This is a genomic window from Halomonas ventosae, assembly GCF_004363555.1.
GTDB lineage: Bacteria > Pseudomonadota > Gammaproteobacteria > Pseudomonadales > Halomonadaceae > Halomonas > Halomonas ventosae.
The window spans coordinates 1-23,167 of sequence record NZ_SNZJ01000013.1 but is presented as its reverse complement, the minus strand read 5'-3'; the positions used below and the strand labels follow the sequence as shown (position 1 = coordinate 23,167).

General features: G+C 70.6%; 22 protein-coding genes. 15 read left to right on the top strand and 7 right to left on the bottom strand.

Annotation, left to right across the window (positions count from 1 at the left end; genetic code table 11):
• Positions 1–11: 11 nt before the first annotated feature.
• Positions 12–884 carry a MurR/RpiR family transcriptional regulator gene (locus DFP85_RS11865; RefSeq protein ID WP_133636476.1) on the bottom strand — a complete coding sequence of 291 codons (873 nt, stop codon included), beginning with the start codon at positions 882–884 and terminating at the stop codon, positions 12–14.
• A gap of 229 nt (positions 885–1,113) precedes the next feature.
• Here DFP85_RS11865 and zwf point away from each other — a divergent pair, with 229 nt between their 5' ends.
• The 3 genes from zwf (at position 1,114) to DFP85_RS11850 (ending at position 4,075) form a co-directional block, all read left to right on the top strand.
• Complete coding sequence (gene zwf / locus DFP85_RS11860; RefSeq protein WP_133636475.1) at positions 1,114–2,625, top strand: glucose-6-phosphate dehydrogenase; 1,512 nt, start codon at positions 1,114–1,116, stop codon at positions 2,623–2,625.
• A 93-nt stretch (positions 2,626–2,718) separates the two neighbouring features.
• Entirely contained in the window at positions 2,719–3,396 is a 678-nt protein-coding gene (gene pgl, locus DFP85_RS11855; protein ID WP_133636474.1) for a 6-phosphogluconolactonase, read from the top strand.
• Positions 3,397–3,412: 16 nt separating this feature from the next.
• Positions 3,413–4,075 carry a bifunctional 4-hydroxy-2-oxoglutarate aldolase/2-dehydro-3-deoxy-phosphogluconate aldolase gene (locus tag DFP85_RS11850; RefSeq protein ID WP_133636473.1) on the top strand — a complete coding sequence of 221 codons (663 nt, stop codon included), beginning with the start codon at positions 3,413–3,415 and terminating at the stop codon, positions 4,073–4,075.
• A gap of 162 nt (positions 4,076–4,237) precedes the next feature.
• Here DFP85_RS11850 and DFP85_RS11845 read toward each other — a convergent pair whose 3' ends face one another.
• From DFP85_RS11845 to DFP85_RS11825, 5 genes are all read right to left on the bottom strand, one after another.
• The gene (locus DFP85_RS11845; protein WP_133636472.1) at positions 4,238–5,221 is read right to left on the bottom strand and encodes a carbohydrate kinase family protein; all 984 of its coding nucleotides are present in this window, start codon (positions 5,219–5,221) and stop codon (positions 4,238–4,240) included.
• Positions 5,218–6,105, bottom strand: coding sequence for a D-hexose-6-phosphate mutarotase (locus tag DFP85_RS11840; RefSeq protein WP_133636471.1), 888 nt, complete (start codon positions 6,103–6,105; stop codon positions 5,218–5,220). The genes DFP85_RS11845 and DFP85_RS11840 overlap by 4 nt, the downstream gene beginning before the upstream one ends.
• Positions 6,106–6,148: 43 nt before the next feature.
• Entirely contained in the window at positions 6,149–7,117 is a 969-nt protein-coding gene (glk, locus tag DFP85_RS11835; RefSeq protein WP_133636470.1) for a glucokinase, read from the bottom strand.
• Positions 7,118–9,004: a phosphogluconate dehydratase gene (edd, locus tag DFP85_RS11830; RefSeq protein WP_133636469.1), complete on the bottom strand. Its 1,887-nt coding sequence runs from the start codon at positions 9,002–9,004 to the stop codon at positions 7,118–7,120.
• Positions 9,005–9,137: 133 nt separating this feature from the next.
• Positions 9,138–10,532 (bottom strand): coniferyl aldehyde dehydrogenase, encoded by a 1,395-nt coding sequence (locus DFP85_RS11825; RefSeq protein ID WP_133636468.1) that lies wholly within the window; start codon positions 10,530–10,532, stop codon positions 9,138–9,140.
• A gap of 108 nt (positions 10,533–10,640) precedes the next feature.
• On the opposite strand from DFP85_RS11825, the gene DFP85_RS11820 reads away from it, so the two are divergent.
• From DFP85_RS11820 to lpxL, 12 genes are all read left to right on the top strand, one after another.
• Positions 10,641–11,777, top strand: coding sequence for a GNAT family N-acetyltransferase (locus DFP85_RS11820; RefSeq protein WP_133636467.1), 1,137 nt, complete (start codon positions 10,641–10,643; stop codon positions 11,775–11,777).
• Between the two features lie 118 nt (positions 11,778–11,895).
• Complete coding sequence (ftsB, locus tag DFP85_RS11815) at positions 11,896–12,246, top strand: cell division protein FtsB (RefSeq protein WP_133636466.1); 351 nt, start codon at positions 11,896–11,898, stop codon at positions 12,244–12,246.
• Positions 12,243–12,998: a 2-C-methyl-D-erythritol 4-phosphate cytidylyltransferase gene (gene ispD / locus DFP85_RS11810; RefSeq protein ID WP_133636465.1), complete on the top strand. Its 756-nt coding sequence runs from the start codon at positions 12,243–12,245 to the stop codon at positions 12,996–12,998. Before ftsB ends, ispD begins: the two co-directional genes overlap by 4 nt.
• A gap of 22 nt (positions 12,999–13,020) precedes the next feature.
• On the top strand, positions 13,021–13,515 hold the full coding sequence (gene ispF, locus DFP85_RS11805) for a 2-C-methyl-D-erythritol 2,4-cyclodiphosphate synthase (protein WP_133636551.1): 495 nt from the start codon (positions 13,021–13,023) through the stop codon (positions 13,513–13,515).
• Positions 13,508–14,623 carry a tRNA pseudouridine(13) synthase TruD gene (truD, locus tag DFP85_RS11800; protein ID WP_243737283.1) on the top strand — a complete coding sequence of 372 codons (1,116 nt, stop codon included), beginning with the start codon at positions 13,508–13,510 and terminating at the stop codon, positions 14,621–14,623. The genes ispF and truD overlap by 8 nt, the downstream gene beginning before the upstream one ends.
• A complete protein-coding gene (surE, locus tag DFP85_RS11795) occupies positions 14,623–15,369 on the top strand; it encodes a 5'/3'-nucleotidase SurE (RefSeq protein WP_133636464.1) in 747 nt (248 codons plus the stop codon). Before truD ends, surE begins: the two co-directional genes overlap by 1 nt.
• Positions 15,356–16,024, top strand: coding sequence for a protein-L-isoaspartate(D-aspartate) O-methyltransferase (locus DFP85_RS11790; protein ID WP_133636463.1), 669 nt, complete (start codon positions 15,356–15,358; stop codon positions 16,022–16,024). Before surE ends, DFP85_RS11790 begins: the two co-directional genes overlap by 14 nt.
• A 10-nt stretch (positions 16,025–16,034) precedes the next feature.
• Positions 16,035–17,009 (top strand): DUF368 domain-containing protein, encoded by a 975-nt coding sequence (locus DFP85_RS11785; RefSeq protein ID WP_133636549.1) that lies wholly within the window; start codon positions 16,035–16,037, stop codon positions 17,007–17,009.
• On the top strand, positions 17,002–18,201 hold the full coding sequence (locus DFP85_RS11780) for a peptidoglycan DD-metalloendopeptidase family protein (protein ID WP_133636462.1): 1,200 nt from the start codon (positions 17,002–17,004) through the stop codon (positions 18,199–18,201). Before DFP85_RS11785 ends, DFP85_RS11780 begins: the two co-directional genes overlap by 8 nt.
• Before the next feature lie 117 nt (positions 18,202–18,318).
• Entirely contained in the window at positions 18,319–19,335 is a 1,017-nt protein-coding gene (gene rpoS / locus DFP85_RS11775) for an RNA polymerase sigma factor RpoS (RefSeq protein ID WP_133636461.1), read from the top strand.
• Positions 19,336–19,533: 198 nt separating this feature from the next.
• The gene (gene alr, locus DFP85_RS11770) at positions 19,534–20,637 is read left to right on the top strand and encodes an alanine racemase (protein ID WP_133636460.1); all 1,104 of its coding nucleotides are present in this window, start codon (positions 19,534–19,536) and stop codon (positions 20,635–20,637) included.
• Between the two features lie 22 nt (positions 20,638–20,659).
• Entirely contained in the window at positions 20,660–21,577 is a 918-nt protein-coding gene (gene lpxL / locus DFP85_RS11765) for an LpxL/LpxP family Kdo(2)-lipid IV(A) lauroyl/palmitoleoyl acyltransferase (protein ID WP_133636459.1), read from the top strand.
• A gap of 16 nt (positions 21,578–21,593) precedes the next feature.
• Here lpxL and DFP85_RS11760 read toward each other — a convergent pair whose 3' ends face one another.
• On the bottom strand, positions 21,594–22,931 hold the full coding sequence (locus tag DFP85_RS11760; protein ID WP_133636458.1) for a DUF2254 domain-containing protein: 1,338 nt from the start codon (positions 22,929–22,931) through the stop codon (positions 21,594–21,596).
• Positions 22,932–23,167 lie beyond the last annotated feature (236 nt).

Sequence of the window (23,167 nt, the reverse complement as noted above, 5' to 3'; positions counted from 1 at the left end):
CGGAAGGCGTCTCAGGACTGGTCGTCGCGCCCGCCGGCGGGGTAGCGTGTCGGCTGCAGGCTGTCCTTGATCTTCTTGAGGTGGGGCAGGAAGTCCTCGCCGCGACGCAGGGTCACCCCGGTGGCCAGGACATCGATCAGCGCGAGCTGGATCATCCGCGAGGTCATCGGCATGTAGTAGTCGGTGTCCTCCGGGGTGGCGACCTCCAGGGTCTCGGTGCACTCGGCAGCCAGCGGCGAGTCGGGAGCGGTGATGCCGAGCACCACGGCGCCGTTCTCCCGCGCCAGTCGCGCGATGTCCACCAGGTCACGGGTGCGCCCGGTCCAGGAGAGCACCACCACCACGTCGCCGGTGTGGCAGGCCGCCGCCACCATGCGCTGCATCAGCACGTCCACATAGGCGGTGACCGGCAGGTTGAAGCGGAAGAACTTGTGCTGGGCATCCTGGGCCACTGCCCCGGAGGCCCCCAGGCCGAAGAAGTGCAGCTGCCTGGCCTGGATCAGGTAGTCGACCACGCGCTCGATGCGCTCCGGGGTCACCTCGCGGCGGGCCAGGTCCAGGGCGGCGATGGTGGCCCCGAAGATCTTGTTGGTGTACTCGGCGGCGGAGTCGCCGGGTTCCACCGCCTGGCTGACGTAGGGGGTGCCGCCGGCCAGGCTCTGGGCCAGCTTGATCTTGAAGTCCGGGTAGCCCTTGGCCTCGAAGCTGCGGCAGAAGCGGTTGACCGTGGGCTCGCTGACCGAGGCCAGCTGGGCCAGGGTGGCGATGCTCATGCTGGTGGCCGAGGCCGGGTCGGCCAGGATGACGTCGGCCACCTTGCGTTCGGAACGGTTGAGCTCGTCGAGCTGCCGGCGGATGCGGTCGAGCAGATCGTGTCGGACCATGGGCGATGAAGTCTCCGTGACGACGGGGCGCCATCGACGGCGCGGGGAGTGAAACACGGGTGATGTGGTGATTTAACTACATTATGCTGGCTATGCTGGGGAGTGCGCAAAGGCGGTAGCCGGGGACGCGGCAACGGCCAGCGAAGAATGTTGTAAACTTACATAAATAGTTTGCAAGCCTCGGCCTGCATGCGCTACTTTTTAGGTAAGTTAACCAGATGGGGCGGACATGAGACAACGCAAACGAGCCGACGAGGCCAGGCCCACCGACGTCGGCAGCACGGAAATCGACCTGGCGCTGTTCGGTGCCCTGGGCGACCTGGCCCAGCGCAAGCTCTATCCGGCGCTCTACCAGCTCGACCGCGAGGGCCTGCTGGACGCCAGCACCCGCCTGCTGGGCCTGGCGCGCCAGGAGCTCGACCGCGAGGCCTTCAAGGCCCGGGTCGAGACGGCGCTCAAGACCCACGTCAAGGCCGAGGAGCTCGACAAGTCCGTGCTCAGGCGCTTCCTGGCCCGCCTGGACTTCCTGCAGCTCGACTTCACCCGTCCCGAGGGCTACGCCGGCATCCGCGAGTGGCGACAGCAGGGCCTGCTGCGCCCCATGGTGGTCTACCTCTCGGTGGGCGCCAAGATCTACGGCGACATCTGCCGCCACCTCGAGGCCAGCGGCAGCCTCGACGAGCAGAGCCGGGTGGTGGTCGAGAAGCCCATCGGCTTCGACCTCGACTCCTCCGCCGAGATCAACGATGCCATCGGTGCGGTCTTCCCCGAGTCACGGGTCTATCGCATCGACCACTACCTGGGCAAGGAGACGGTGCAGAACCTCATCGCGCTGCGCTTCGCCAACCCGCTGTTCGGCACCCAGTGGAACCAGAACCATATCTCCCACGTGGAGATCACCGTGGCCGAGAAGGTCGGCATCGAGGGGCGCTGGGGCTACTTCGACGAGGCCGGGCAGCTGCGCGACATGGTGCAGAACCACCTGCTGCAGCTGGTCTGCCTGATCGCCATGGACCCGCCGGCCAACCTGGATGCCGACGCCATCCGCGACGAGAAGGTCAAGGTGCTCAAGGCGCTCAAGCCCTTCACCGACGACATGCTGGGCCGCGACGTGGTCCGAGGCCAGTACATGGCCGGCACCACGGATGGCCAGGCCGTGCCGGGCTACCTGGAGGAGGAGGGGGCCAACACCGAGAGCCACACCGAGACCTTCGTGGCCATGAAGACCGGCGTGGCCAACTGGCGCTGGGCCGGCGTGCCCTTCTACCTGCGCACCGGCAAGCGCATGCCGGAGAAGCTCTCGCAGATCATCATCCATTTCCGTCAGCAGCCGCACTACATCTTCGACCCCGACCAGCGTGGGCTCGCCGCCAACAAGCTGGTGATCCGCCTGCAGCCGGAGGAGGGCATCGCCCTGGAAGTGCTGACCAAGGACAGCGGCCTGGACAAGGGCATGCGCCTGCGCCGCGGCCCGCTGCACCTGGACTTCAACAGCGCCTTCCCCAAGACCCGCATCCCGGATGCCTACGAGCGGCTGCTGCTCGAGGTCATGAAGGGGCAGCAGTACCTCTTCGTGCGCCGCGACGAGGTCGAGCATGCCTGGCAATGGTGCGACAGCCTGGTCGCCGCCTGGGCCGACCGCGACGAGCCGCCCCGGCGCTATCCGGCCGGCTCCTGGGGGCCTGTGGCCTCCATCGCCATGATCACCCAGGATGGGCGGAGCTGGTATGAAGACTACTGAGGCACGGCGAGCGGCCCCCGGGGCCCGGTGGCGGCTCTCTCGCGACCGCCATGATCACCCAGGGCAGCCGCCGCTGGTATGAGGACTACTGAGATGACCGACACGACACCCACGCCCCGCGAACAGCTCTCCCGGCAACTGGTCGAGGCCGTGGCCGAGGCGCTGCGCGCCGACCTGGCCCGTCAGGAGAACGCCCTGCTGGTGGTCTCGGGGGGCTCCACACCGGTGCCCTTCTTCGCGGCCCTGGCGGCCTGCGAGCTGCCCTGGGAGCGCGTCCAGGTGACCCTGGCCGACGAGCGCTGGGTGGCCGAGGACGCCGAGGACAGCAATGCCCGCCTGGTACGCGCCCACCTGCTGCAGGGGCCGGCCGCCGCCGCCACCTTCGTGCCGTTGACCACCGCCGATGCCACGCCCGAGCAGGGTGCTGCGGCGGTGGCCGAGCGGGTCACCGGGCTGGCCTGGCCGGCCAGCGTGGTGATCCTCGGCATGGGTGGCGACGGCCACACCGCCTCGCTGTTCCCCGACAGCCAGGAACTGTCCCTGGCGCTTTCCACCGAGGCCCCGGCGGTGGCGGTGCGCACGCCGAGCCAGCCCCAGCCGCGCATCACCCTCAGCGCCGACCGCCTGCATCAGGCCCGCCGTCATGTGCTGCACATCACCGGCGGCGACAAGCGCGCCGTACTGGCCCGGGCGCTGTCCGGCGACGACGTCCGCGAACTGCCGATTCGCGCCTTCCTGGCCTGTCCGCTGGCCACCTACTGGGCCCCTTGAGCTTCTGGAGACCGACATGACCATCGAAAAGCAGCTGCCCTCGACCCGCACCACCGAACTGGACAGCATCTGCCTCAAGGCCGAGGTGATCCCGGTGCTGGCCATCCAGCGCATCGAGGATGCCGTGCCCCTGGCCCGCGCCCTCTTCGAGGGCGGCCTCACCGTGCTCGAGATCACCCTGCGCACCGACTGTGCCCTGGAGGCGATCAAGCGCATCAATGAGGCGCTGCCCCAGGCCAGCATCGGTGTGGGCACGGTGCTGACACCGGCCCAGTATCGCCAGGCCGAGGAGGTGGGGGCCGACTTCGTGGTGACCCCCGGCACCACCGAGGCGCTCTACCGCTACGGGGTCACCAGCCCGGTGCCGATGCTGCCGGGGGTGGCGACCGTCTCCGAGCTGATGACCGGCTGGCAGTACGGCTATCGCCGCTTCAAGTTCTTCCCTGCCGAGGCCAGCGGCGGCGTCAAGGCCCTCAAGGCCTTCGCCGGCCCGATCCCCGAGGCGCGCTTCTGTCCCACCGGCGGGATCGGCATCAACAATGCCGAGGACTACCTGGCGCTCAAGAACGTGATGTGCGTGGGCGGCTCCTGGCTCACGCCGAAGTCGCTGATCGATGCCGAGGACTGGGACGCCATCCGCTCGCTGGCCCGCGAGGCGGCGGAGCGCTTCCACCACTGACCGCTTTGCCCGCGTCGGCAACCCTGTGCTCTCTCGACAGCTGGTAGCTGTCCCTTGCCCCGGCCCCGCCGGGGCTTTTTTGGCTCAGGGCCCTGGGTGAACACGCGAAGACCCCGGGCCGGCAAGGCCGGCCCGGGGTGCAAGGAGGCGAGTCGAATAAGCTCAGGTGCGCAGGCGTGCCAGGTCGTCGCGATCCGGCAGGGCGGCGTAGGCGCCGGGGCGCGTCACGGCATGGGCGCCGCAGCGACTGGCGATCTCCACGGCGCGGCGCAGGAAGGCCGTGTCCCGGTGCCAGTCGCCGTCGAGGCCCTTGTCGGCGGTGAACTCGGCGAGCTCGGCGAGCAGGCCGCCGATGAAGGCGTCGCCGCCCGCCGTGGTGTCCACCGCCTCGACCCGGGGCGGTGTGACTCGCTCGTCCAGCCCGACCCCCTTCAGCATCACCTCGCCCGGACCGTCGGTGATCACCGCGACCTTGACCCCGGCGGCGAAGCGTTCGGCCAGCCAGCCCTCCCGGGGGTGGTCGGCACGCAGGTCGTCGAGCTCGTCCGTCGAGAGCTTGAGCAGGTCGGCGGCGTCGAGCAGCCGGGTGACCAGGCTGATGTCAGCGGCCCCGCCTTCCCAGAGGTTGTGGCGCAGGTTGGCATCCAGGCTCACCAGGCAGCCGGCGCGGCGGGCCATCTCGGCCATGGCCAGGGTGGTCTCGGCGATCTCCGGCTCGGTCAGGCTGTTGCTGCAGAAGTGCACGATGGCCGGGTCGGCGAAGACGCCGGCGGGCAGGTGCTCCAGCCGATAGAGGAGGTCCGCGGCGGGCGGGCGATAGAAGTCGAAGGTGCGCTCGCCCTCGGCATCGCGGGAGACGAAGGCCAGCGCCGTGCGTGCCTCGCGGGTGCGCACCACGCCGGAGGTGTCCACGCCATGGGCAGCCAGCTCGGCGGCCAGGAAGTCCCCGAAATGGTCCTCGCCGAGCATGCCGAGGAAGCGGCTGGGCACGCCCAGGCGGGCGCAGGCCACGGCCACGTTGGCGGGGGCGCCGCCGGCATAGGGCGTGAAGGTCTCCGGGGCATCCGCAGCGACGCCCGGCGTGTCGCCGAGGCGGCTGGAAAGCAGGTCGACGAGGGCCTCGCCGAAGCTGATCACGGGGGTCATGGGGTCGCTCCCTCCTCACGGCTCAGGGTGGTGCCCAGCAGGTGCTGGGCGCCGGGGACCAGCCACACCGGGTCGAGCCGGGTATTGGCCGACTCGATGCACAGGAAGTGGCGGGCGGCCTCGCTCGAGGTGTCCCCGGGGGGCGCATCGCCGGGATGCCAGACCACGGCGGAATCGCTGCCCTGGCGGGCGATCCTCAGGCGGCGGGTGCCGTCGTCGAGGCACAGCTCGGCATTGCTGCGGTAGATGCGGTCCAGCGCGCCGCGCACGCCCAGCTCGCCCTGCTGGTCGCGCTCGGCGAAGTCGGCCAGCTTGTCCAGGTAGGTGGCGCCGGCCAGACCCTCGACGCGGCAGGCGAAGGCATCGGCGACCGCCAGGTAGCTGTGCAGGGCCCCGGTGATCTTCACCGGCGTCTCCCCGACATGCTCGGTGATCAGCTCCACGTGCAGGCGCCGGGCATTGGCCTGGATGACCGCGCGTGGCACCAGCTGGCCATGCAGGCGCTCCTCGGGGGAGAGGTGCAGCTCCACGCCCTCCTCGTGCTCGTCCACGGCATCCAGCCGCCATGGGGCCTTGCGCGCCGGGCCATGCATGGGGCCGGAGCGGTCCGGGGACTCGTCGGCGGTGTTCTCGTCGGCGAACCAGGGCCAGCACAGCGGGATGCCGCCGCGGATCGCCCCCGGCAGGGCCTGGGGCGTGGGCGTTACCCACAGCCAGTCGCCGTCAGCTCCCGCGGGGCGAAAATGCAGGACCTGCGCCCCCTGCAGCGAGACCGCCAGCTCTCCCCAGGCTTCATTGGCCAGCCACACCTCGCGGCCGGCCCACTCGGCACGGCGCTGGCCGCGGGTCTCGTCGATCAGGGTTCGCAGACTCTGTGGAATCATCATTTGGCCTCTTGCGTCGAGTTATTCGACCTCTTCGGTCGATTCATTCGACCTCTTCATTGTGCAGGGCCTCGGCGGCACCCAGCAGGCCCGTCCAGGGCGCGGTGACCACCTGGACCGGGATGGCCCGGGTATAGGCGCTCATGCGTCCCTTGGCGTTGAACGCCTCAAGGAAGCGGCTCTCCGGCAGCCACTTGAGCAGCCGCGGGAGGATGCCGCCGCATAGCGCGACCCCGCCGCGGGCCCCCATGGTCAGGGCGGCATCGCCGCAGACGTCGCCGAGGATCTTCAGGAACCGCAGCAGGGTATCACGGGCCACGCCGTCGCCGCCCGCCGCCGCCCGGGTGACCTCGGCGGGGCTGGCATGGCGCGGCGGGGCGCCCTTGAGCGAGCAGTGGGCCAGGTAGAGGTCGAGCAGCCCCTGGCCACAGAGGATGCGTTCCACCGAGACGCGGCCGTAGCGGTTGCGGAAGTGGCGCAACAGGTTCTGCTCGCGCTCGTCGGTGGGCGCGAAGGTCACGTGGCCGCCCTCGGTGGCCAGCGGGATCCAGGCGTGTCGCCCGGGAAAGAGCCCGGCCACGCCCAGCCCGGTCCCCGGGCCGATCACCAGCCGGGCGGCGTGGGGGACCGCCTCGCCGCGTTGCACGTCCACCAGGTCGCCGTCGGCCACGTGAGGGACGCCCAGCGCCTGGGCGGTGAAGTCGTTGATGACCTTGAAGAGGTCGAGCCCCAGCGTCTGCTGGACCGCCTCCCGGGAGAAGGTCCAGTGGTTGTTGGTCATGCTCACCCGGTCGCCGCGGATCGGGCAGGCGAAGGCCAGGCAGGCCTCGCGGGGCGCGTGCTCGTCCACCGCCCCGACCCGGGCCAGGTAGTCGCGCACCGCCTCGACCAGGCCCGGGTAGTCGGCGCAGGGCAGGGTCAGGATGTCGTGGGGCGCGAAGGCGCCCGGGGTCACCAGGGCGAAGCGGGCGTTGGTGCCCCCGATGTCGCCGATCAGGGCCGGGCGCGTCATTCAGGCGTCCTCGTCGTGGATCTGGCCCTCCTGGCGCGCCAGGTCGTCGGCCTCGAAGCCGCCGAACACCCCGGCCCCGTCCTCGCCGCGCATGGCCAGGTGGCGGAAGCCGCCGAACAGCTCGCGTCCCAGGCCCACGTGATAGTGGTCCAGATCGCCGACCCGCAGCTCGCGCTCGGCCCACTCATGGGCATCGATCTTGACCTCGAGGCTGCCGCTGTCGGCATCCAGGCGCACGATGTCGCCGTTGCGCAGCTTGGCGAGCGGTCCGCCGTCCAGCGCCTCGGGGCTGATATGGATGGCCGCCGGGACCTTGCCGGAGGCGCCGGACATGCGCCCGTCGGTGACCAGCGCCACCTTGTAGCCCCGATCCTGCAGCACGCCGAGGTAGGGCGTCAGCTTGTGCAGCTCGGGCATGCCGTTGGCCTTGGGGCCCTGGAAGCGCACCACGGCGATCACGTCGCGGTCCAGGTCGCCGGCCTCGAAGGCGCCCTTGAGGTCGTTCTGGTCCTCGAAGATGCGGATTGGCGCCTCGACCACGCGGTGCTCGGGCTTCACCGCCGAGACCTTGATCACCCCGCGGCCCAGGTTGCCGTCGAGCACGGTGAGCCCGCCGGTAGGCGCGAAGGGCGCCGCCACGCCGCGCAGCACCTCCTCGTCGAGGCTCTTCTCGGGGCCTTCGCGCCACGTCAGCTTGCCCTCCTCCAGGAAAGGCTCCCGGGTGTAGGCGGTCAGGTCGGTGCCGAACACCGTGGGGATGTCCCCATGGATCAGGCCCGCCGCGAGCAGCTCGCGGAACAGGTAGCTCATGCCGCCGGCGGCCTGGAAGTGGTTGATGTCGGCCTGGCCGTTGGGATAGACCTGCATCAGGCTCGGTGTGACCGCAGAGAGGTCGGTGAAGTCCTCCCAGGTGATGGTCAGGCCGGCAGCGGCGGCCATGGCCACCAGGTGCAGGGTGTGGTTGGTGGAGCCGCCGGAGGCGAGCAGGCCGACGATGGCATTGACGATGGCGCGCTCGTCGATCTGCTTGTAGAAGGGGCGGTAGTCGCCGCCGGCCTCGGTATTGCGCACCGCCTGCTCGGTGGCGTAGCGGGTCAGCGCCTCGCGCATCTCGGTGCCGGGGTTGACGAAGGAGGTGCCCGGCAGGTGCAGGCCCATCATCTCCATCATCAGCTGGTTGGAGTTGGCGGTGCCGTAGAAGGTGCAGGTGCCGGGGCTGTGGTAGGACTGCGATTCGGCCTCGAGCAGGTCCTCGCGGCTCGCCTTGCCCTCGGCGAAGAGCTGGCGGATGCGCGCCTTCTCCTTGTTGGGCAGGCCGCTGGGCATCGGGCCCGCCGGCACGAACATGGCCGGCAGGTGGCCGAAGCGCGCCGCGGCGATGAACAGCCCCGGGACGATCTTGTCGCAGACGCCGAGGTAGAGCGCGGCGTCGAACATGTTGTGGGAGAGGCCCACGGCGGTGGCCATGGCGATGACATCGCGGGAGAACAGCGACAGCTCCATGCCCGGCTGGCCCTGGGTGACGCCGTCGCACATGGCCGGCACGCCGCCGGCGAACTGGGCGGTGGAGCCCATGGCGCGGGCGGCGGCCTTGATGGTCTCGGGGAAGGTCTCCAGCGGCTGGTGGGCCGAGAGCATGTCGTTGTAGGCGGAGATGATGCCGAGGTTGGCCGAATTCATCAGCTTCAGCGAATTCTTGTCCGTCTCGCCGCAGGCCGCGAAGCCGTGGGCCAGGTTGCCGCAGGAGAGCTCGCCCCGGTGCACGCCGCGGCGGTGCTGGTCGGCCATGCGGCTCTCGTAGAGGGCGCGGCGCTCACTGGAGCGTTCCCGGATGCGGCGGGTGACGTCGGCAACGGTGGGGTTGAGGGCGGGGGTCGTGCTGGCCATGGGTCACCTCGGAATCGAGTGTCGGGTGGCTTGTAAACTTACCAATAAAGTGTCCGGTTATTCGGCCATGCTACCCGGTAGCTGGCAATATTTGTAGTTTTATTACCGCTATTTTTGGAGCCGAGCGCCCGGCTCACAGGCCCAGCAGGCGCAGCCTCCAGCGACGCCAGGGCGGGTCGAGCAGCCCCACGGCGTTGCGGCGTGCCTGCAGGAAGACGCTGCGCTGGTGGGTGAAGCGCAGAAAGCCGGTCTCGCCCTGGTAGGCCCCCATGCCGCTCTCGCCGATGCCGCCGAAGGGCAAGGCAGGCACCACGTAGTGCCACAGGGTGTCGTTGAAGACCATGCCGCCCGAGCGGGTCTGCTCCAGCAGGCGTCGGCGGCGGGTGGGGTCGTCGGTGAAGGCGTAGAGCGCCAGGGGACGAGGCCCCTCGGCGACCCGGGCCAGGGCGGCGTCGAAGTCGCGCACGCCGATCACCGGTAGCCAGGGGCCGAAGACCTCCTCCCGCATGATCGAAAGGCTCGCGGTGGGGTCGACCACCAGGGTGGGCGGCAGCTTGGTGCCGTGGCTGAGTGTCAGGCGCTCGCCGAGCTCGATCACCCGGCAGCCGTGGTCGCGGGCCTCGTCGAGCAGGTGCTCGAGGCGGCTGCGGGAGGCGTCGCCGGGCACCGCCGAGTAGTCGTCGCTGGCGGTGCCCTGCGGATAGAACTCCTTGACCACCGCGCGGATCGCCTCGATGAAGGCCGGCAGGCGTGCCGCATCGACCAGCACATGGTCCGGGGCGATGCAGGTCCGGCCGGCGTTGAGCCACTTGCCGAAGGCGATGCGCCGGGCGGCATGCGCCAGGTCGGCATCCTCGGCGACGATGGCCGGGGCCTTGCCGCCGAGCTCCAGGGTGACCGGCGTCAGGTTGGCCGCCGCGGCACGGGCCACCTCGCGTCCCACCCCAGGGCTGCCGGTGAACAGCAGGTGATCGAAGGGCAGGGCGGCGAAGGCCCGGGCGGTGTCGGCCTCGCCGGTGACCACGTGCAGCTCCTCGGGCGCGAAGTACCGCTCGACCAGCCGGGCCAGCAGGGCGCTGGTGGTGGGGGTTTGCTCGCTGGGCTTGATCATCACCCGGTTGCCGGCGGCCAGCGCATCCACCGCCGGCATCAGCGCCAGGCTCCAGGGGTAGTTGGCCGGGGCGATGATGCCCACGACCCCCAGCGGCTGGCGGTGGATGCGCGCCTTGCCCGGCAGCAGGCGCCAGGGCACCGCGGCGCGGCGGGGCGCCATCCAGCGTTTCAGGTGGCGCCGGGTGTGGCGGATGGCCATCAGCAGCGGGACGACCTCCGCCAGGCGCGTCTCGGCCTCGGCGCGGTGGCCGAAGTCCTGGCGGATCGCCTGGCTGATTTCGTCGCGATGGTGGCGGGTCATGCTCGCCAGGCGGGCGAGGCGGTCGCGGCGGGTCGCCGCCGAGGGGAAGGGCTCGGCGGCGAAGGCGTGGCGCTGCTGGTCCAGGCGCGCCTGCAGGGCGCGGGCGTCGGCCATGCGCGTCTCCCTGGTCAGTGGTGGCATCGGCGGAAGGGTCTGCGCACAATGTAGGCGCAATGCCGGTGGCTTGTCAGCCGCCGCCCCCCTCTTTCCCCGGGAGACCCCATGTCGGAGCTGGTCCTGAGCGAAGTGTCCGCCATCGAGGCGGTGCCGGCCGCGGCCTGGAATGCGCTGGTCGGCGACGACCACCCCTTCCTGCGCCACGAGTTCCTGCATGCCCTGGAGGCCAGCGGGGCGGTGAGCCCCGCCACCGGCTGGGTGCCCCGCCACCTGACCCTCTGGCAGGGCGAGGCGCTGGTCGGCGTCCTGCCGCACTACCACAAGCACCACTCCTTCGGCGAATACGTCTTCGACTGGGGCTGGGCCGAAGCCTGGGAGCGCGCCGGGGGCGACTACTACCCCAAGGGGCTCTCGGCGATCCCCTGCACCCCGGCCCCCGGGCCGCGCCTGGCCCTGGCGCCGCACCTCGACCCCCTGGCCGCCCGCCGGGTGCTGGCCCGGGCCTGGGAGGAAAGCGAGCTTTCGAGCTGGCACCTGCTGTTCGCCGAGCCGGCCGAGGTCGAGGCCTGGCAGGCGGCCTGTCCGTCCCTGCTGGCACGCCAGGGCGTGCAGTTCCAGTGGCGCGATCGCGGCTATGGCGACTTCGAGGGCTTCCTGGCCGCCCTGACCGCGAAGCGGCGCAAGGCGATCCGCCGCGAGCGGCGCCTGGTGGCCGATCAGGGCCTGACCCTGCATCGCCTGGAGGGCGAGGCCATCGACGCGGCGGCGATGGCCCACTTCTTCCGCTGCTACGAGATCACCTACCTGGAGCGCGGTCGCCACGGCTACCTCGGCCTCGACTTCTTCGAGCGCCTGCGCCGCACCCTGCCCGAGGCACTGCTGCTGATCCAGGCCCGTCGCGATGGTATCCCGGTGGCCGCCGCGCTCTGCCTGCAGGGCACCCGGACCCTCTACGGGCGCTACTGGGGCAGCGAGGTGCTGGCCGATTGCCTGCACTTCGAGGCCTGCTACTACCAGGGCATCGAGCACTGCCTGGCGCGCGGGCTGACCCTCTTCGATCCCGGGACCCAGGGCGAGCACAAGCTCTCCCGGGGCTTCGCCCCGTGCCGGCTCACCTCGCTGCACCATATCGCCGACCCGCGCCTGCGCGACGCCGTGGCGCGCTTCTGCGCCGAGGAGCGGGCCCATGTCGAGGCCTACTGCCGGGCGGCGGAGGCGGCGCTGCCCTTCCGGGAGGGCTGACGGGGGCGCCGGCCCGGGTTACCGCCTGGCGCCGAGACCAATGCCGTCGAGGTCCTGCCGGCGGGCGGCGAAACTGGCATAATGCCCGCCATCGACAACCTCGAGACGGACTCCCTGCATGCTCAAGTGGCTGGCCATCGTGCTCATCATCCTGCTCGCGCTGCTGCAGTACCGGCTGTGGCTCGGCGAAGGCGGCATGCGCGAGCTCGCCGAGGTGCGCCAGCGCGTGGCCGTGCTGGAGGAGGAGAATCAGCCGCTGCGCGACCGCAATGCGCGCCTGGCCGCCGAGGTGGTGGACCTCAAGACCGGCCTCGACGCCATCGAGGAGCGGGCCCGCAGCGATATCGGCATGGTGCGCACCGACGAGCAGTTCTTCTGGGTGCCCGGCGTCGCGGTGGAGACCACCGGCCTCGAGGTCAATGCCGGCCTGCTGGGTACGCCGGCATCCGGCGCGGAGGGAGGCCAGTGAGCGGCCGCCTGTGGCTGGTGGTGCCCGCCGCGGGGCAGGGGCGACGCATGGGCGCCGACCGCCCCAAGCAGTACCTGCCGCTTGCCGGCCGGCCGGTGCTGGCTCGCACCCTGGCGCGCCTCCACGCGGCCTTCCCCGAGGCCCGGCTCTGCCTCTGCCTGGACGCCGACGATGGCCACTTCGACCCGGCCTGGGTGCCCTTCGCCGACTGGCGGCGGGCGCCGGGCGGGGCCGAGCGGGTCGACTCGGTGGTCAACGCCCTGGAGGCCATCGCCCCGGAGGCCGAAGAGGACGACCTGGTGCTGGTCCATGACGTCGCCCGGCCCTGCGTCACCGTCGACGACCTGAGGCGCCTGCTGGCGGCCATCGCCGACGACCCCGTGGGCGGGCTGCTGGCGGCCCCGGTGGCCGATACCATGAAGCGCGACGACGGCGCCGGGCGGGTGCGGGCCACCGAGCCCCGCGAGGGGCTCTGGCATGCCTATACGCCCCAGGGCTTCCGCCATGGGCTGCTGCGCCGCGCCCTGAAGGATGCGCTGGCGCGGGGTGTGGCCGTCACCGACGAGGCCTCGGCGGTGGAGGCGGCAGGCCTCTCGCCGCGGCTGGTCGGCGGACGTCGTGACAACCTCAAGATCACCCATCCCGAGGACCTGGCCCTGGCCGAACTGGTGCTGTCGGCCCAGGCGCTGGCCGCCCAGACGTCCTCGGCGACCCACCCCGAGGCGTCCCCGCACGGGACGAAGGGAGCATGAAAGGGAGCATGAAACGCGCATGATGCGAATCGGCCACGGCTTCGATGTCCACCGCTTCGGCGAGGGCGACCACCTGATGGTCGGCGGCGTCGCCATTCCCTTCGACCGCGGCTTCATCGCCCACTCCGACGGCGATGTGCTGCTGCACGCGGTCTGCGACGCCCTGCTGGGTGCCTGCGCGCTTGGCGACATCGGCCGCCACTTTCCCGACACCGACCCGACCTGGGCCGGCGCCGACAGCCGTGCCCTGCTGCGCCATGTCGCCGGGCTTGTGGATGAGGCCGGCTACCGGGTCGGCAATCTGGACGCCACGCTGATCGCCCAGGCGCCGAAGATGGCGCCGCATATCGACACCATGGCCGGGCATATTGCCGAGGACCTGGGCGTCGCCCGGGGCGCGGTCAACGTCAAGGCCACCACCACCGAACGGCTCGGCTTCACCGGCCGCGGGGAGGGCATCGCCGCCGAGGCGGTGGCGCTGCTGGTGCGCCGCGACGGGGAGGCGGCCGGTGAGTGAGGTCGGCTCCCCCGGCGTCCAGGATACCATCGACTGGCCGCCGTCCTGGCCACGGGTGCTGGAGGGCGAGTTCGGTGCGCCGTCATCCGGCGACTATCGCGCCGTGCCCGAGGACTTCCGGGTCGAGGAGGTCCTCGACTTCGCCCCGGAAGGGGAGGGCGAGCACCTCTGGCTGTTCATCGAGAAGCGTGACCTGACCACCGCGATGGTCGCCCGCGAGCTGGCCCGGCTCTGCGAGGTCTCGCCGCGGGAGGTCGGCTATTCGGGAATGAAGGACCGCATCGCCGTGACCCGCCAATGGCTTTCCGTGCAGCTGCCCGGCCGCGAGGCCCCCGAGGGGCTCGCGGCGCGACTCGCCGAACGGGGCATCCGGGTCCTCGACCAGGCCCGCCATCCGCGCAAGCTCAAGCGCGGCGTGCACCGGGCCAACCGCTTCCGCCTGCGGATCACCGGGGCCGCCGTGGCCGACCCGGCGCTCGAGGCGCGCTGGCAGCGTCTGTGCGACGCGGGCGTTGCCAACTATTTCGGCCCCCAGCGTTTCGGCCCTCACGGCCGCAACCTGCAGCGCGCCCGGGCCGTGCTGGCCCGCGGCTGGCGCAAGCGCGATGACCGCGAGGGCATGCTGCTCTCGGCGGCCCGTAGCTTCCTGTTCAACGAGTTGCTGGCCGCCCGGGTGCGCGACCACAGCTGGGCCACACCGCTGCCCGGCGAGGTGGTCATGCTCGACGGCAGCGCCAGCCAGTTCGACGTCGCGCCCGACGACGCCGCCGAGCTCGCCGGGCTCATCGAGCGGGCCCGGCGCCTCGACCTGCACCCCGCCGGGGTGCTGTGGGGCGTCGGCGAGTCGCGCGCCACCGGCGCGGCCCGGGCCCACGAGGCCGCCCTGGCCGCGCGCTACCCGGGCCTGTGCGGCGGGCTGGAGCGCGCCGGCGTCCGCCTGGCCCGCCGGGCACTGCGGCTGCGCCTGGGCGAGCCGCGACTGATGCGGGGCGACGAGGAGCTCTGGCTGGCCTTCAGCCTGCCGCGGGGGGCCTTCGCTACCGCCGTGCTGCGCGAACTGATCTCCCATCCCTCTCTGGGGGCCCCTTCCCCCGACAGGAGCCTGTGATGCGTCGACTGCTGCTCTCCAATGACGACGGGGTGCATGCCCCGGGACTGCGCGCCCTCCATGATGCCCTGCTCCCCCATGCCCGGCTGCGTGTCGTCGCGCCGGACCGCGACAAGAGCGGGGCCAGCAACTCCCTCACCCTGAGCCGGCCGCTGGCGCTCGCCTCGCTCGACAACGGCTTCTACAGCGTCGACGGTACCCCCGCGGACAGCGTCTACCTGGGGGTCAACGGCGTCTGGGACGAGCGGCCGGACCTGGTGATCTCGGGCATCAACCACGGTGGCAACCTCGGCGACGACGTGCTCTACTCCGGCACCGTGGCCGCCGCCATGGAGGGGCGCAACCTGGGCATGGCGGCCATCGCCATGTCGCTGGTGGGCTCGCGCCACTTCGAGACCGCGGGGCGGGTGGCGGCGAGCCTGGTCGGGGCGGCCGAGCAGCTCTCGCTGCCGCCGCGCAGCCTGCTCAACGTCAATGTGCCGGACCTGCCGTGGAGTGAGATCCAGGGCTTTCGGGTCACCCGGCTGGGCTATCGCGGCCCGGCGGCCCGCCCCCTGGAGGTGCGGGACCCGAGGGGCCGGCTGCGCTACTGGATCGCCGCCGTGGGCGAGAACGCCGACGATGGCCCGGACACCGACTTCGCCGCCATCGAGGCCGGCTATGTTTCCATCACGCCGCTGCAGACCGACCTGACCCGGCATGCGGCGCGCGACGACGTGCAGGACTGGCTGGATGCACTCACCTGATCTGCTGCGCGGTGTCGGCATGACATCGCAGCGAACCCGGGACCGCATGGTCGGCCGTCTGGCCGACCAGGGGATCCGCGACCCGCGGGTGCTGGAGGTGATGGCCCGGGAGCCGCGCCATCTCTTCCTGGACGAGGCCCTGGCGCATCGTGCCTACGAGGACACCTCGCTGCCCATCGGCCATGGCCAGACCCTCTCCCAGCCGTGGATGGTGGCGCGCATGACCGAGCTGGTGATCCAGGAGGCGCCGTCCCGGGTGCTGGAGGTGGGGACCGGCTCCGGCTACCAGACCCTGGTGCTGTCGCGCCTGGTGAAGGAACTCTGGTCGGTGGAACGGATCAATGCCCTGCACCGTCGTGCCGGCGGCCGCCTGCGCCTGCTCGAGGTCCGCAATACCCGGCTGCGCCTCGCCGACGGGGGACATGGCTGGCCGGAGGAGGCGCCCTTCGAGGTGATCCTGCTCACCGCCTGTGCCAGCGAGCTGCCGGCGCCGCTGCTCGCCCAGCTCGGCGAAGGGGGGGTGCTGATCACGCCCCTGGCCGAGCCGGATGGCCGCCAATGGCTGACCCGTGTGCGCCGCAGCGACGAGGGCTTCGAGACACAGCGGCTGGAGGCGGTGCGCTTCGTGCCGCTGCTGGAAGGCGTCATTCGATGAAAGGAGTCCGCTGTTGAAGCGTCATCTCGGTATCTTCCTCAGGGGCGCCGGCATGGGGGCCGCCGATGCGGTGCCAGGCGTCTCCGGCGGCACCATCGCCTTCGTCACCGGCATCTACGAGGAGCTGATCCACAGCATCAAGCAGTTTGGTCCCAGCGCCTTCGTCGCCTGGCGACGCGGCGGCCTGCCGCTGCTGGCGGCACACCTCAACCTGGCCTTCGTGCTCCCGCTGCTGGCCGGCATCGCCATCAGCCTGGTCAGTGTGGCCCACCTCGTCGTCTGGCTGATGGACGATTTCCCCCAGCTGCTCAACGGCTTCTTCTTCGGCCTGGTGGCGGCATCGGCGGTGGTCGTCAGCCGCCACCCGGCCGACTGGAAGTGGTGGCACCTGCTGCCGCTGGCCGGTGGCCTGCTGCTCGCCCACGGCCTGCCGTCGCTGATGCCGCTGGTCACCCGGCTCGGCAGTCCCGACCTGGTGCTGGTGGTGGGCGGGGCCATCGCCATCAGTGCCCTGCTGCTGCCCGGCGTGTCGGGCAGCTTCCTGCTGCTGACCATGGGCCTCTACGGCACGGTGATGCAGGGCATCCGCAGCTTCGACCTGGGGTTGATCGGGCTGTTCGGGGCGGGCTGCCTGGTCGGGCTGTTCGGCTTCTCGCGGCTGCTCTCCTGGCTGCTGCGCCACCACCATACCGCGACCCTGCAGCTGCTGGTCGGCTTCATCATCGGCTCGCTGCCGGTACTCTGGCCGTGGCGCGAGCTGGTACGCTACCAGCTGGGTGCCGAGGGCCAGATGATCCCCCTCGACTACCGTTACCTGACCCCGGCCGACTTCGCCGAGCTGACCGGCGACCCTGCCCGGCTGCCGGCGGTGGTGGCCCTGATGCTGGCCGGCGCGGCCCTGGTGCTACTGATCGCCCGAGCCAACCGGCCTGCCACATCCGGTTCCCGACAAGGTGCTGACAAGGAGGAAGGCTCCGATGCATAAGGTATTTCTGATTTCCGGCCTGGCCCTGGCGCTGGCCGGCTGTGCCGCCCAGCAGGGCGAGAGTGGCCCGGTGCAGGTCCGCGACCTGTCGGCCAGCCGGGCTGACTCGACGCCCGGAGAATACACCGTGGAAGCCGGCGACACGCTCTACGGCATCGCCTGGCGCCATGACATGGACTACCGCGACCTGGCGCGTCTCAACCGCATCTCTCCCCCCTACCGCATCGAGCCCGGCCAGCAGCTGGTGCTGGGCGGCGAGGGGCGCGCCACCGCGGCTTCCGGCCAGGACGGCGGCGAAGGCGCGTCCGGCGGCCGTGGGGTCGTGGCCACGGGCCTCGGCGGCGAGGCGTCCGGCAGTGACGAGGAGCTCGACTGGCTGATGCCCGACGAGAGCGCCATCGAGCGCAACCGTCGCCTCTCGGCCGAGCGCCAGGCGGCGGACGACGCGTCCCAGGGGCCCAGCCAGGTGGCCATGGAGAGCGCCGATGCCGTCTCGGGCGCCGACCAGGGACCGGGCCCGGTCTACAGCTACGACAGCCCGGGAGCGGATGGCAGCCTGAGCGAGCGTGACCTCGCCGAACGGCGGGAACTGGCCGCGCGCGCGGAGGCGGAAGACGCGCAGCAGCAGGCCGCCGGTGCGGCAGAGGCGGAGAGCGTTCCCGAACCGAGCGACGCGCCCGACGCAGCGGCCGAGGACGAGGCCACCCAGGTCGCCCGAGCGTCCACCGAGACGGACGACGCCGGCGCCGATGCCGGGACCTCGGTCGCCGGCGAGCCGGCCTCCGAGCAGCGTGCCGGACGCAGCTATACCCCGGTGGATGAAGTGCCCTGGCAGTGGCCGGTGGCGGGCGACGTGGTCGGCCAGTTCGGCCAGGGGGGAAGCATCACCGCCGGCATTGATATCGCCGGTCAAAAGGGGCAACCTGTGAAGGCAGCCGGCCCGGGAATTGTGGTCTATGCGGGCAGCGGCGTCAGGGGCTACGGCAACCTGATCCTGCTCAAGCACAACGACCAGTTCCTGAGTGCCTATGCCCACAACGACACCCTGAACGTCAAGGAGAACGATGTGGTCGAGGCCGGCGAGGTCATCGCCACCATGGGCGACAGCGATGCCGAGGACGTCAGGCTGCATTTCGAGGTGCGCAAGGACGGCCAGCCTCAGGACCCCCTCGAGTTCCTGCCGGCCCGCTGACCCCGACGGTCGGCGCGCATCGGATCCATGACGGGGTGCCGCACAATAATAACTTCGCGCGTCGATCGTCCGGCCATGGACCCACGACGCCCGGTCGCAACCATGGGGTAGCAATCGATGAGCATGCTTGAACGGGACCTTCAGGATGTGAATCTGGCCTCCGCCGACGAGGCGGACGATGACGCTGTCGAGGCTGAGGATGAGCTGGAGCGGGAGGAGATCGAGGACGAGGAGGAGGCGGTGGTCGGCGACGAGGAGGCCTTCGAGAAGGCTCTGAGTCGCGAGGATCGCCATCACCGTCACAGCCTCGATGCCACCCAGATCTATCTCAACGAGATCGGCTTCTCGCCGCTGCTGACGCCGGAGGAAGAGGTCTACTTCGGCCGCCTGGCGCGCAAGGGGGATCCCCTGGGCCGCTCGCGGATGATCGAGTCGAACCTGCGCCTGGTGGTGAAGATCGCCCGGCGCTATCTCAACCGAGGCCTTACCCTGCTCGACCTGATCGAGGAGGGCAACCTGGGCCTGATCCGCGCAGTGGAGAAGTTCGACCCCGAGCGGGGCTTCCGCTTCTCCACCTACGCTACCTGGTGGATCCGCCAGACCATCGAGCGGGCGCTGATGAACCAGACTCGCACCATCCGCCTGCCGATCCATGTGGTCAAGGAACTCAACATCTACCTGCGGGCGGCCCGCGAGCTGACCCAGAAGCTGGACCACGAGGCCACCGCCGAGGAGGTCGCCGACTACCTCGACAAGCCGGTGGAGACGGTCAAGAAGATGATGGGTCTCAACGAGCGGGTCTCTTCCGTCGACTACCCGATGGGCAGCGAGAGCGACAAGCCGCTGATCGAGACCCTGGCCGACGACAACGACCAGGGCCCGGAATCCACCCTGGTGGACGGCGACGTGCGCCAGCATGTCGACGAGTGGCTGGCCGAGCTCACCGAGAAGCAGATGGAGGTGGTGGTGCGCCGCTTCGGCCTGCGTGGCCACGAGGCCGCGACCCTCGAGCAGGTCGGTGAGGAGATCGGGCTGACGCGCGAGCGGGTCCGCCAGATCCAGGTGGAGGCGCTCAAGAAGCTGCGCCGCATGCTCGACAAGCAGGGCCTCTCGCTGGATGCCATCTTCGAGTGATGCCGTGTGCCGGAGGAGGCGCCTCCGGCACCGTCATGTCATTCCCTCATGACGGGCAGATGATCGCCCCGTCAACATGCCCCTTTATCTGGCGTTTATCCCGCCACAAGCACTCTTGCTAGTTGGTCGTGCCGTGAAATCGGCTCCTCTTTGGGGGATAATCGTTGCGTTTCCCATCGACGCTCCAGGACCCCGACCATGGCCCGGCCGCTGATCGCCGACATCGACCTCGACGCCCTGCGTCACAACTATCGCCTGGCCCGTGACCAGGCCCCCCACAGCCGCGCCGTCGCCGTGATCAAGGCGGATGCCTATGGTCATGGCGCCGTGGCCTGTGCCCGGGCACTCGAGGGGCTGGCGCCGGCCTTTGCCGTGGCCTGCCTCGAGGAGGCGCAGATCCTGCGCGAGGGGGGCATCACGGCGCCCATCGTGCTGCTCGAGGGCATCTTCGAGGCCGCCGAGCTCGAGCGGGTCGAGGCGCTGGGGCTGTGGATCGCGGTGCACACCGACTGGCAACTGGAGGCGCTGCTCGCCTATCGCCCCGCGCGACCCATCCCGGTGTGGGTCAAGGTGGACTCGGGCATGCACCGGCTGGGCTTCCCGCCGGAACAGGCCGAGGCGGTCTGGGCGCGTCTCGTCGCGGCGCCCGACCGCGCCTGCGACCTGCACCTGATGAGCCACTTCGCCACCGCCGACGCCCTGGAACCCGGCTACTTCCGTCGCCAGCTCGAGCTGCTCGACGACCTGGCGATCCGGCTCGAGGCCCCCACCTGTCTCGCCAACTCCCCCGCCACCCTGGCCTGGCCCGAGGCGCATGGCGCCTGGAACCGTCCGGGGGTGATGCTCTACGGCAGCGACCCGCTGGAAGCCTCCAACGAGGCGAGCCGTCGCCTGGCGCCGGTGATGACCCTGCGCTCCGCGATCATCGCCGTGCGCGAACTCGCCCCGGGCGAGCCGGTGGGCTATGCGGGGCGCTGGAGGGCGCCACGCCCCTCGCGGATCGGCGTGGTCGCCTGTGGCTACGGCGACGGCTATGACCGGCACGCGGTCGACGGCACCCCGGTGCTGGTCGATGGGCAGCGCACGGCCATCGCCGGCAAGGTCTCCATGGACATGCTGACGGTGGACCTCACCGACCTTCCCGAGGCCGGCATCGGCAGTGAGGTAGTGCTCTGGGGACGCGCCGCGAACGGTGCGCTGCTGTCGGTGGATGAGGTGGCCCGCCATTGCGACACCATCAGCTACACCCTGCTTACCGGGGTGCTGCCGAGGGTGCCCAGGCGGTATCATGGGGCGGACTGATCGCCGCACCACGGGAAGCCGCATGTCCAGGGACGACACCCCGCAGACCCCCTTCGCCCATCCGCGCTACTGGCCGACCTGGCTGGCCATCGTCGCCATGCATGTCGTGGCCTGGCTGCCCTGGCGGCTGAAGCTGTGGGTCGGCCGGGGGATCGGCCTTGCCGCCTGGCGCCTCGCCAGGCGTCGACGCCATATCACCGAGACCAATATCCGCCTCTGCTTTCCCGACCTCGACGAGCCCCGGCAACGCCGGCTGGTCAGGGAGACCTTTATTGCCAATGGCATCGGCATCGTCGAGACGGCCACCGGCTGGTGCCGCGATCCCGAGCACCTGCGCCACCGCGTCACCTTCCTGGGGCAGCAGCACCGGGCCCGGTTGCAGGCCGAGGGGAGGGGGGCGCTGATCCTCGGCATTCACTTCTCCACCCTGGACCTGGGGGCCGCCCTGCATGCGCTCTACTTCCGCGCCGACGCCGTACAGCGGCCCCATGACAACCCGCTCTTCGACCGCTTCATGTCCCGCGCCCGGACCCCCTACTTCGATGCGGTCCTCGACCGTCACGACCTGCGCGGCGTGGTGCGTCGTATCAAGGCCGGGCACGGCGTCTGGTACTCCCCGGACCAGGACTTCGGCCGCGATGCCAGCGTCTTCGCCCCCTTCTTCGGCATCCCGGCCGCCACGGTGCGGATGACCGCGCGCATCGCGCGCATGACCGGTGCCCCGGTGATCCCGCTGATCTTCCACCGCAACCCGGATGACCGCACCTACACCCTGGAGTACCTGCCGCCGCTGGAGGGCTTCCCCAGCGGCGACGAGGTGGCCGATGCCACCCGCATCAACGCGGTGATCGAGGCGGCGATCCGCCGTCACCCGGAGCAGTACCTGTGGCTGCACCGGCGCTTCAAGACCCGCCCGCCAGGCGAGCCCAAGCTCTACTGACGCCGGCAGGCGGTGATCAGGCCTCCTGACGGTCAGGGAGCGCAGCCGGGAGCGATAGCTGATGAATGCCGTCGTCCAGGCGCGCCGAGACGAAGCGCCGGTCCAGCGGGTGGCTCGCCGCCTGGGACAGCGTCTCCACCACCCGGTCGGCATGGGCCTGGAGGGTCTCGAGATCCTTCTGCTCGGCGAACAGCGAGAGGGTCTTCAGGGCCTTGAGCACCCCGAGGCCGATGCTCAGGTCGTCCCTGCCGTAATGCAGGATGGGCTGGAAGAGCCGGTAGAGCAGGCTCTCGAAGTCCTCTACCTGCCAGGTCACCCGGCAGTGCCCGTCCTGGTCGAAGAGCGCATCGCAGGGCCGCCACTCCAGGCGCCGGCGCAGCAGGTCGGTCAGGCGATGCAGGCAGAGGCGGGCGGTCCCGGGGTCGTTGATGCCCGGCGAGAGCGCCTTCAGGGCGACCTCCATCAACTGGGTCATGCCGAACACATGGTGCTCGGTGATCGACTCTCCCTCCACGTAGGTCAGGGTGGCCCGGACCTCGTCGCACCAGCTCGCCTCGGGGGCCGCCGCGGCCTCCAGCGAGAGGATCGGCAGCCCCTCCACCACGTAGTCCCCGAAGCGGAAGTGAAGGTGCACGACGCCGTCGACACGGCGCGCCAGTTCGGCCAGGGCGGTGAGATCGGCGTTCTGCAGGTAGCCGGCGCGGCGGGCATGCACGGCATGCTGGCGATGGCCCGACGACGGGGCGACGGCCAGGATGCGCCACTCCTTGCCCTGCTGGCGGGACTGCAGCGCCTGCAGGGAGGCGAGCGTCGACTGGTGCAGGTCGGCGGCCACGGCGTCGACCTGGATCGACTGAGAGGCGTTGTGGATGAAGTAGACGAACAGCGCCAGGCAGTGGATCACCATGGCGCAGGCCAGGTAGATCGCCAGCGACCGCCAGGTAGCCTGGCCCTCGGCAACATCCGGGACCATCAGCAGCATCAGGGTGAAGAGGATGGTGCCCAGGTAGTGGCCCAGCACCCACTGGTGGGGGCGCTCCGAGATCAGGCCGAACACCAGCTTGTGGGAGAACTGCCCGCCGGCCTGCGAGAGCACCGACATGACCATGGAGAAGCTGAACACCATCAGCGAGATCATGCCGCCGAGCAGCGCGGCGAGCAGGGCGCGGGTCTCTTCCGGCGCCTCCAGGCCCAGCATCGTGAGCAGGGCCGGCAGCCGGTCGTCGGAGATTGGCAGCAGCAGCGCGACGAGGCTCAGCAGGGCATAGGCCAATGCCAGCAGGGAGGGCAGGTAGGCGATGCTCTGCCGGAAGGCCTTGAGCAGGTGGATGGGCCAGGACAGCAGGACGCTCATGGGTGACTCCTCGCGGCAGGAATCCCCCTTATGGCGCGTCTCGTCGTTCGGGGCAACCCCGCGCTATCCCCGGGAGCTGGAAGAGCGGCGCCTCGCGCCTGGAAGCGGGAAGCCAGAAGAGAAAAGACCCCACGAACCTTTTGAACTGCACCCCGAAAGTTGGACACCCTATCCAACCTTCGGGGTGTTTTTATGAGCAATCGGTACGACGAGTGGTTCAAGCTGCAGGTGGCACA

What these genes read in the sequence shown, in the direction of transcription:
- DFP85_RS11865 (WP_133636476.1), bottom strand. Translation starts at nt 884, where the DNA reads ATGGTCCGACACGATCTGCTCGACCGCATCCGCCGGCAGCTCGACGAG.
- zwf (WP_133636475.1), top strand. Translation starts at nt 1,114, where the DNA reads ATGAGACAACGCAAACGAGCCGACGAGGCCAGGCCCACCGACGTCGGC.
- pgl (WP_133636474.1), top strand. Translation starts at nt 2,719, where the DNA reads ATGACCGACACGACACCCACGCCCCGCGAACAGCTCTCCCGGCAACTG.
- DFP85_RS11850 (WP_133636473.1), top strand. Translation starts at nt 3,413, where the DNA reads ATGACCATCGAAAAGCAGCTGCCCTCGACCCGCACCACCGAACTGGAC.
- DFP85_RS11845 (WP_133636472.1), bottom strand. Translation starts at nt 5,221, where the DNA reads ATGACCCCCGTGATCAGCTTCGGCGAGGCCCTCGTCGACCTGCTTTCC.
- DFP85_RS11840 (WP_133636471.1), bottom strand. Translation starts at nt 6,105, where the DNA reads ATGATTCCACAGAGTCTGCGAACCCTGATCGACGAGACCCGCGGCCAG.
- glk (WP_133636470.1), bottom strand. Translation starts at nt 7,117, where the DNA reads ATGACGCGCCCGGCCCTGATCGGCGACATCGGGGGCACCAACGCCCGC.
- edd (WP_133636469.1), bottom strand. Translation starts at nt 9,004, where the DNA reads ATGGCCAGCACGACCCCCGCCCTCAACCCCACCGTTGCCGACGTCACC.
- DFP85_RS11825 (WP_133636468.1), bottom strand. Translation starts at nt 10,532, where the DNA reads ATGGCCGACGCCCGCGCCCTGCAGGCGCGCCTGGACCAGCAGCGCCAC.
- DFP85_RS11820 (WP_133636467.1), top strand. Translation starts at nt 10,641, where the DNA reads ATGTCGGAGCTGGTCCTGAGCGAAGTGTCCGCCATCGAGGCGGTGCCG.
- ftsB (WP_133636466.1), top strand. Translation starts at nt 11,896, where the DNA reads ATGCTCAAGTGGCTGGCCATCGTGCTCATCATCCTGCTCGCGCTGCTG.
- ispF (WP_133636551.1), top strand. Translation starts at nt 13,021, where the DNA reads ATGCGAATCGGCCACGGCTTCGATGTCCACCGCTTCGGCGAGGGCGAC.
- surE (WP_133636464.1), top strand. Translation starts at nt 14,623, where the DNA reads ATGCGTCGACTGCTGCTCTCCAATGACGACGGGGTGCATGCCCCGGGA.
- DFP85_RS11790 (WP_133636463.1), top strand. Translation starts at nt 15,356, where the DNA reads ATGCACTCACCTGATCTGCTGCGCGGTGTCGGCATGACATCGCAGCGA.
- DFP85_RS11780 (WP_133636462.1), top strand. Translation starts at nt 17,002, where the DNA reads ATGCATAAGGTATTTCTGATTTCCGGCCTGGCCCTGGCGCTGGCCGGC.
- rpoS (WP_133636461.1), top strand. Translation starts at nt 18,319, where the DNA reads ATGAGCATGCTTGAACGGGACCTTCAGGATGTGAATCTGGCCTCCGCC.
- alr (WP_133636460.1), top strand. Translation starts at nt 19,534, where the DNA reads ATGGCCCGGCCGCTGATCGCCGACATCGACCTCGACGCCCTGCGTCAC.
- lpxL (WP_133636459.1), top strand. Translation starts at nt 20,660, where the DNA reads ATGTCCAGGGACGACACCCCGCAGACCCCCTTCGCCCATCCGCGCTAC.
- DFP85_RS11760 (WP_133636458.1), bottom strand. Translation starts at nt 22,931, where the DNA reads ATGAGCGTCCTGCTGTCCTGGCCCATCCACCTGCTCAAGGCCTTCCGG.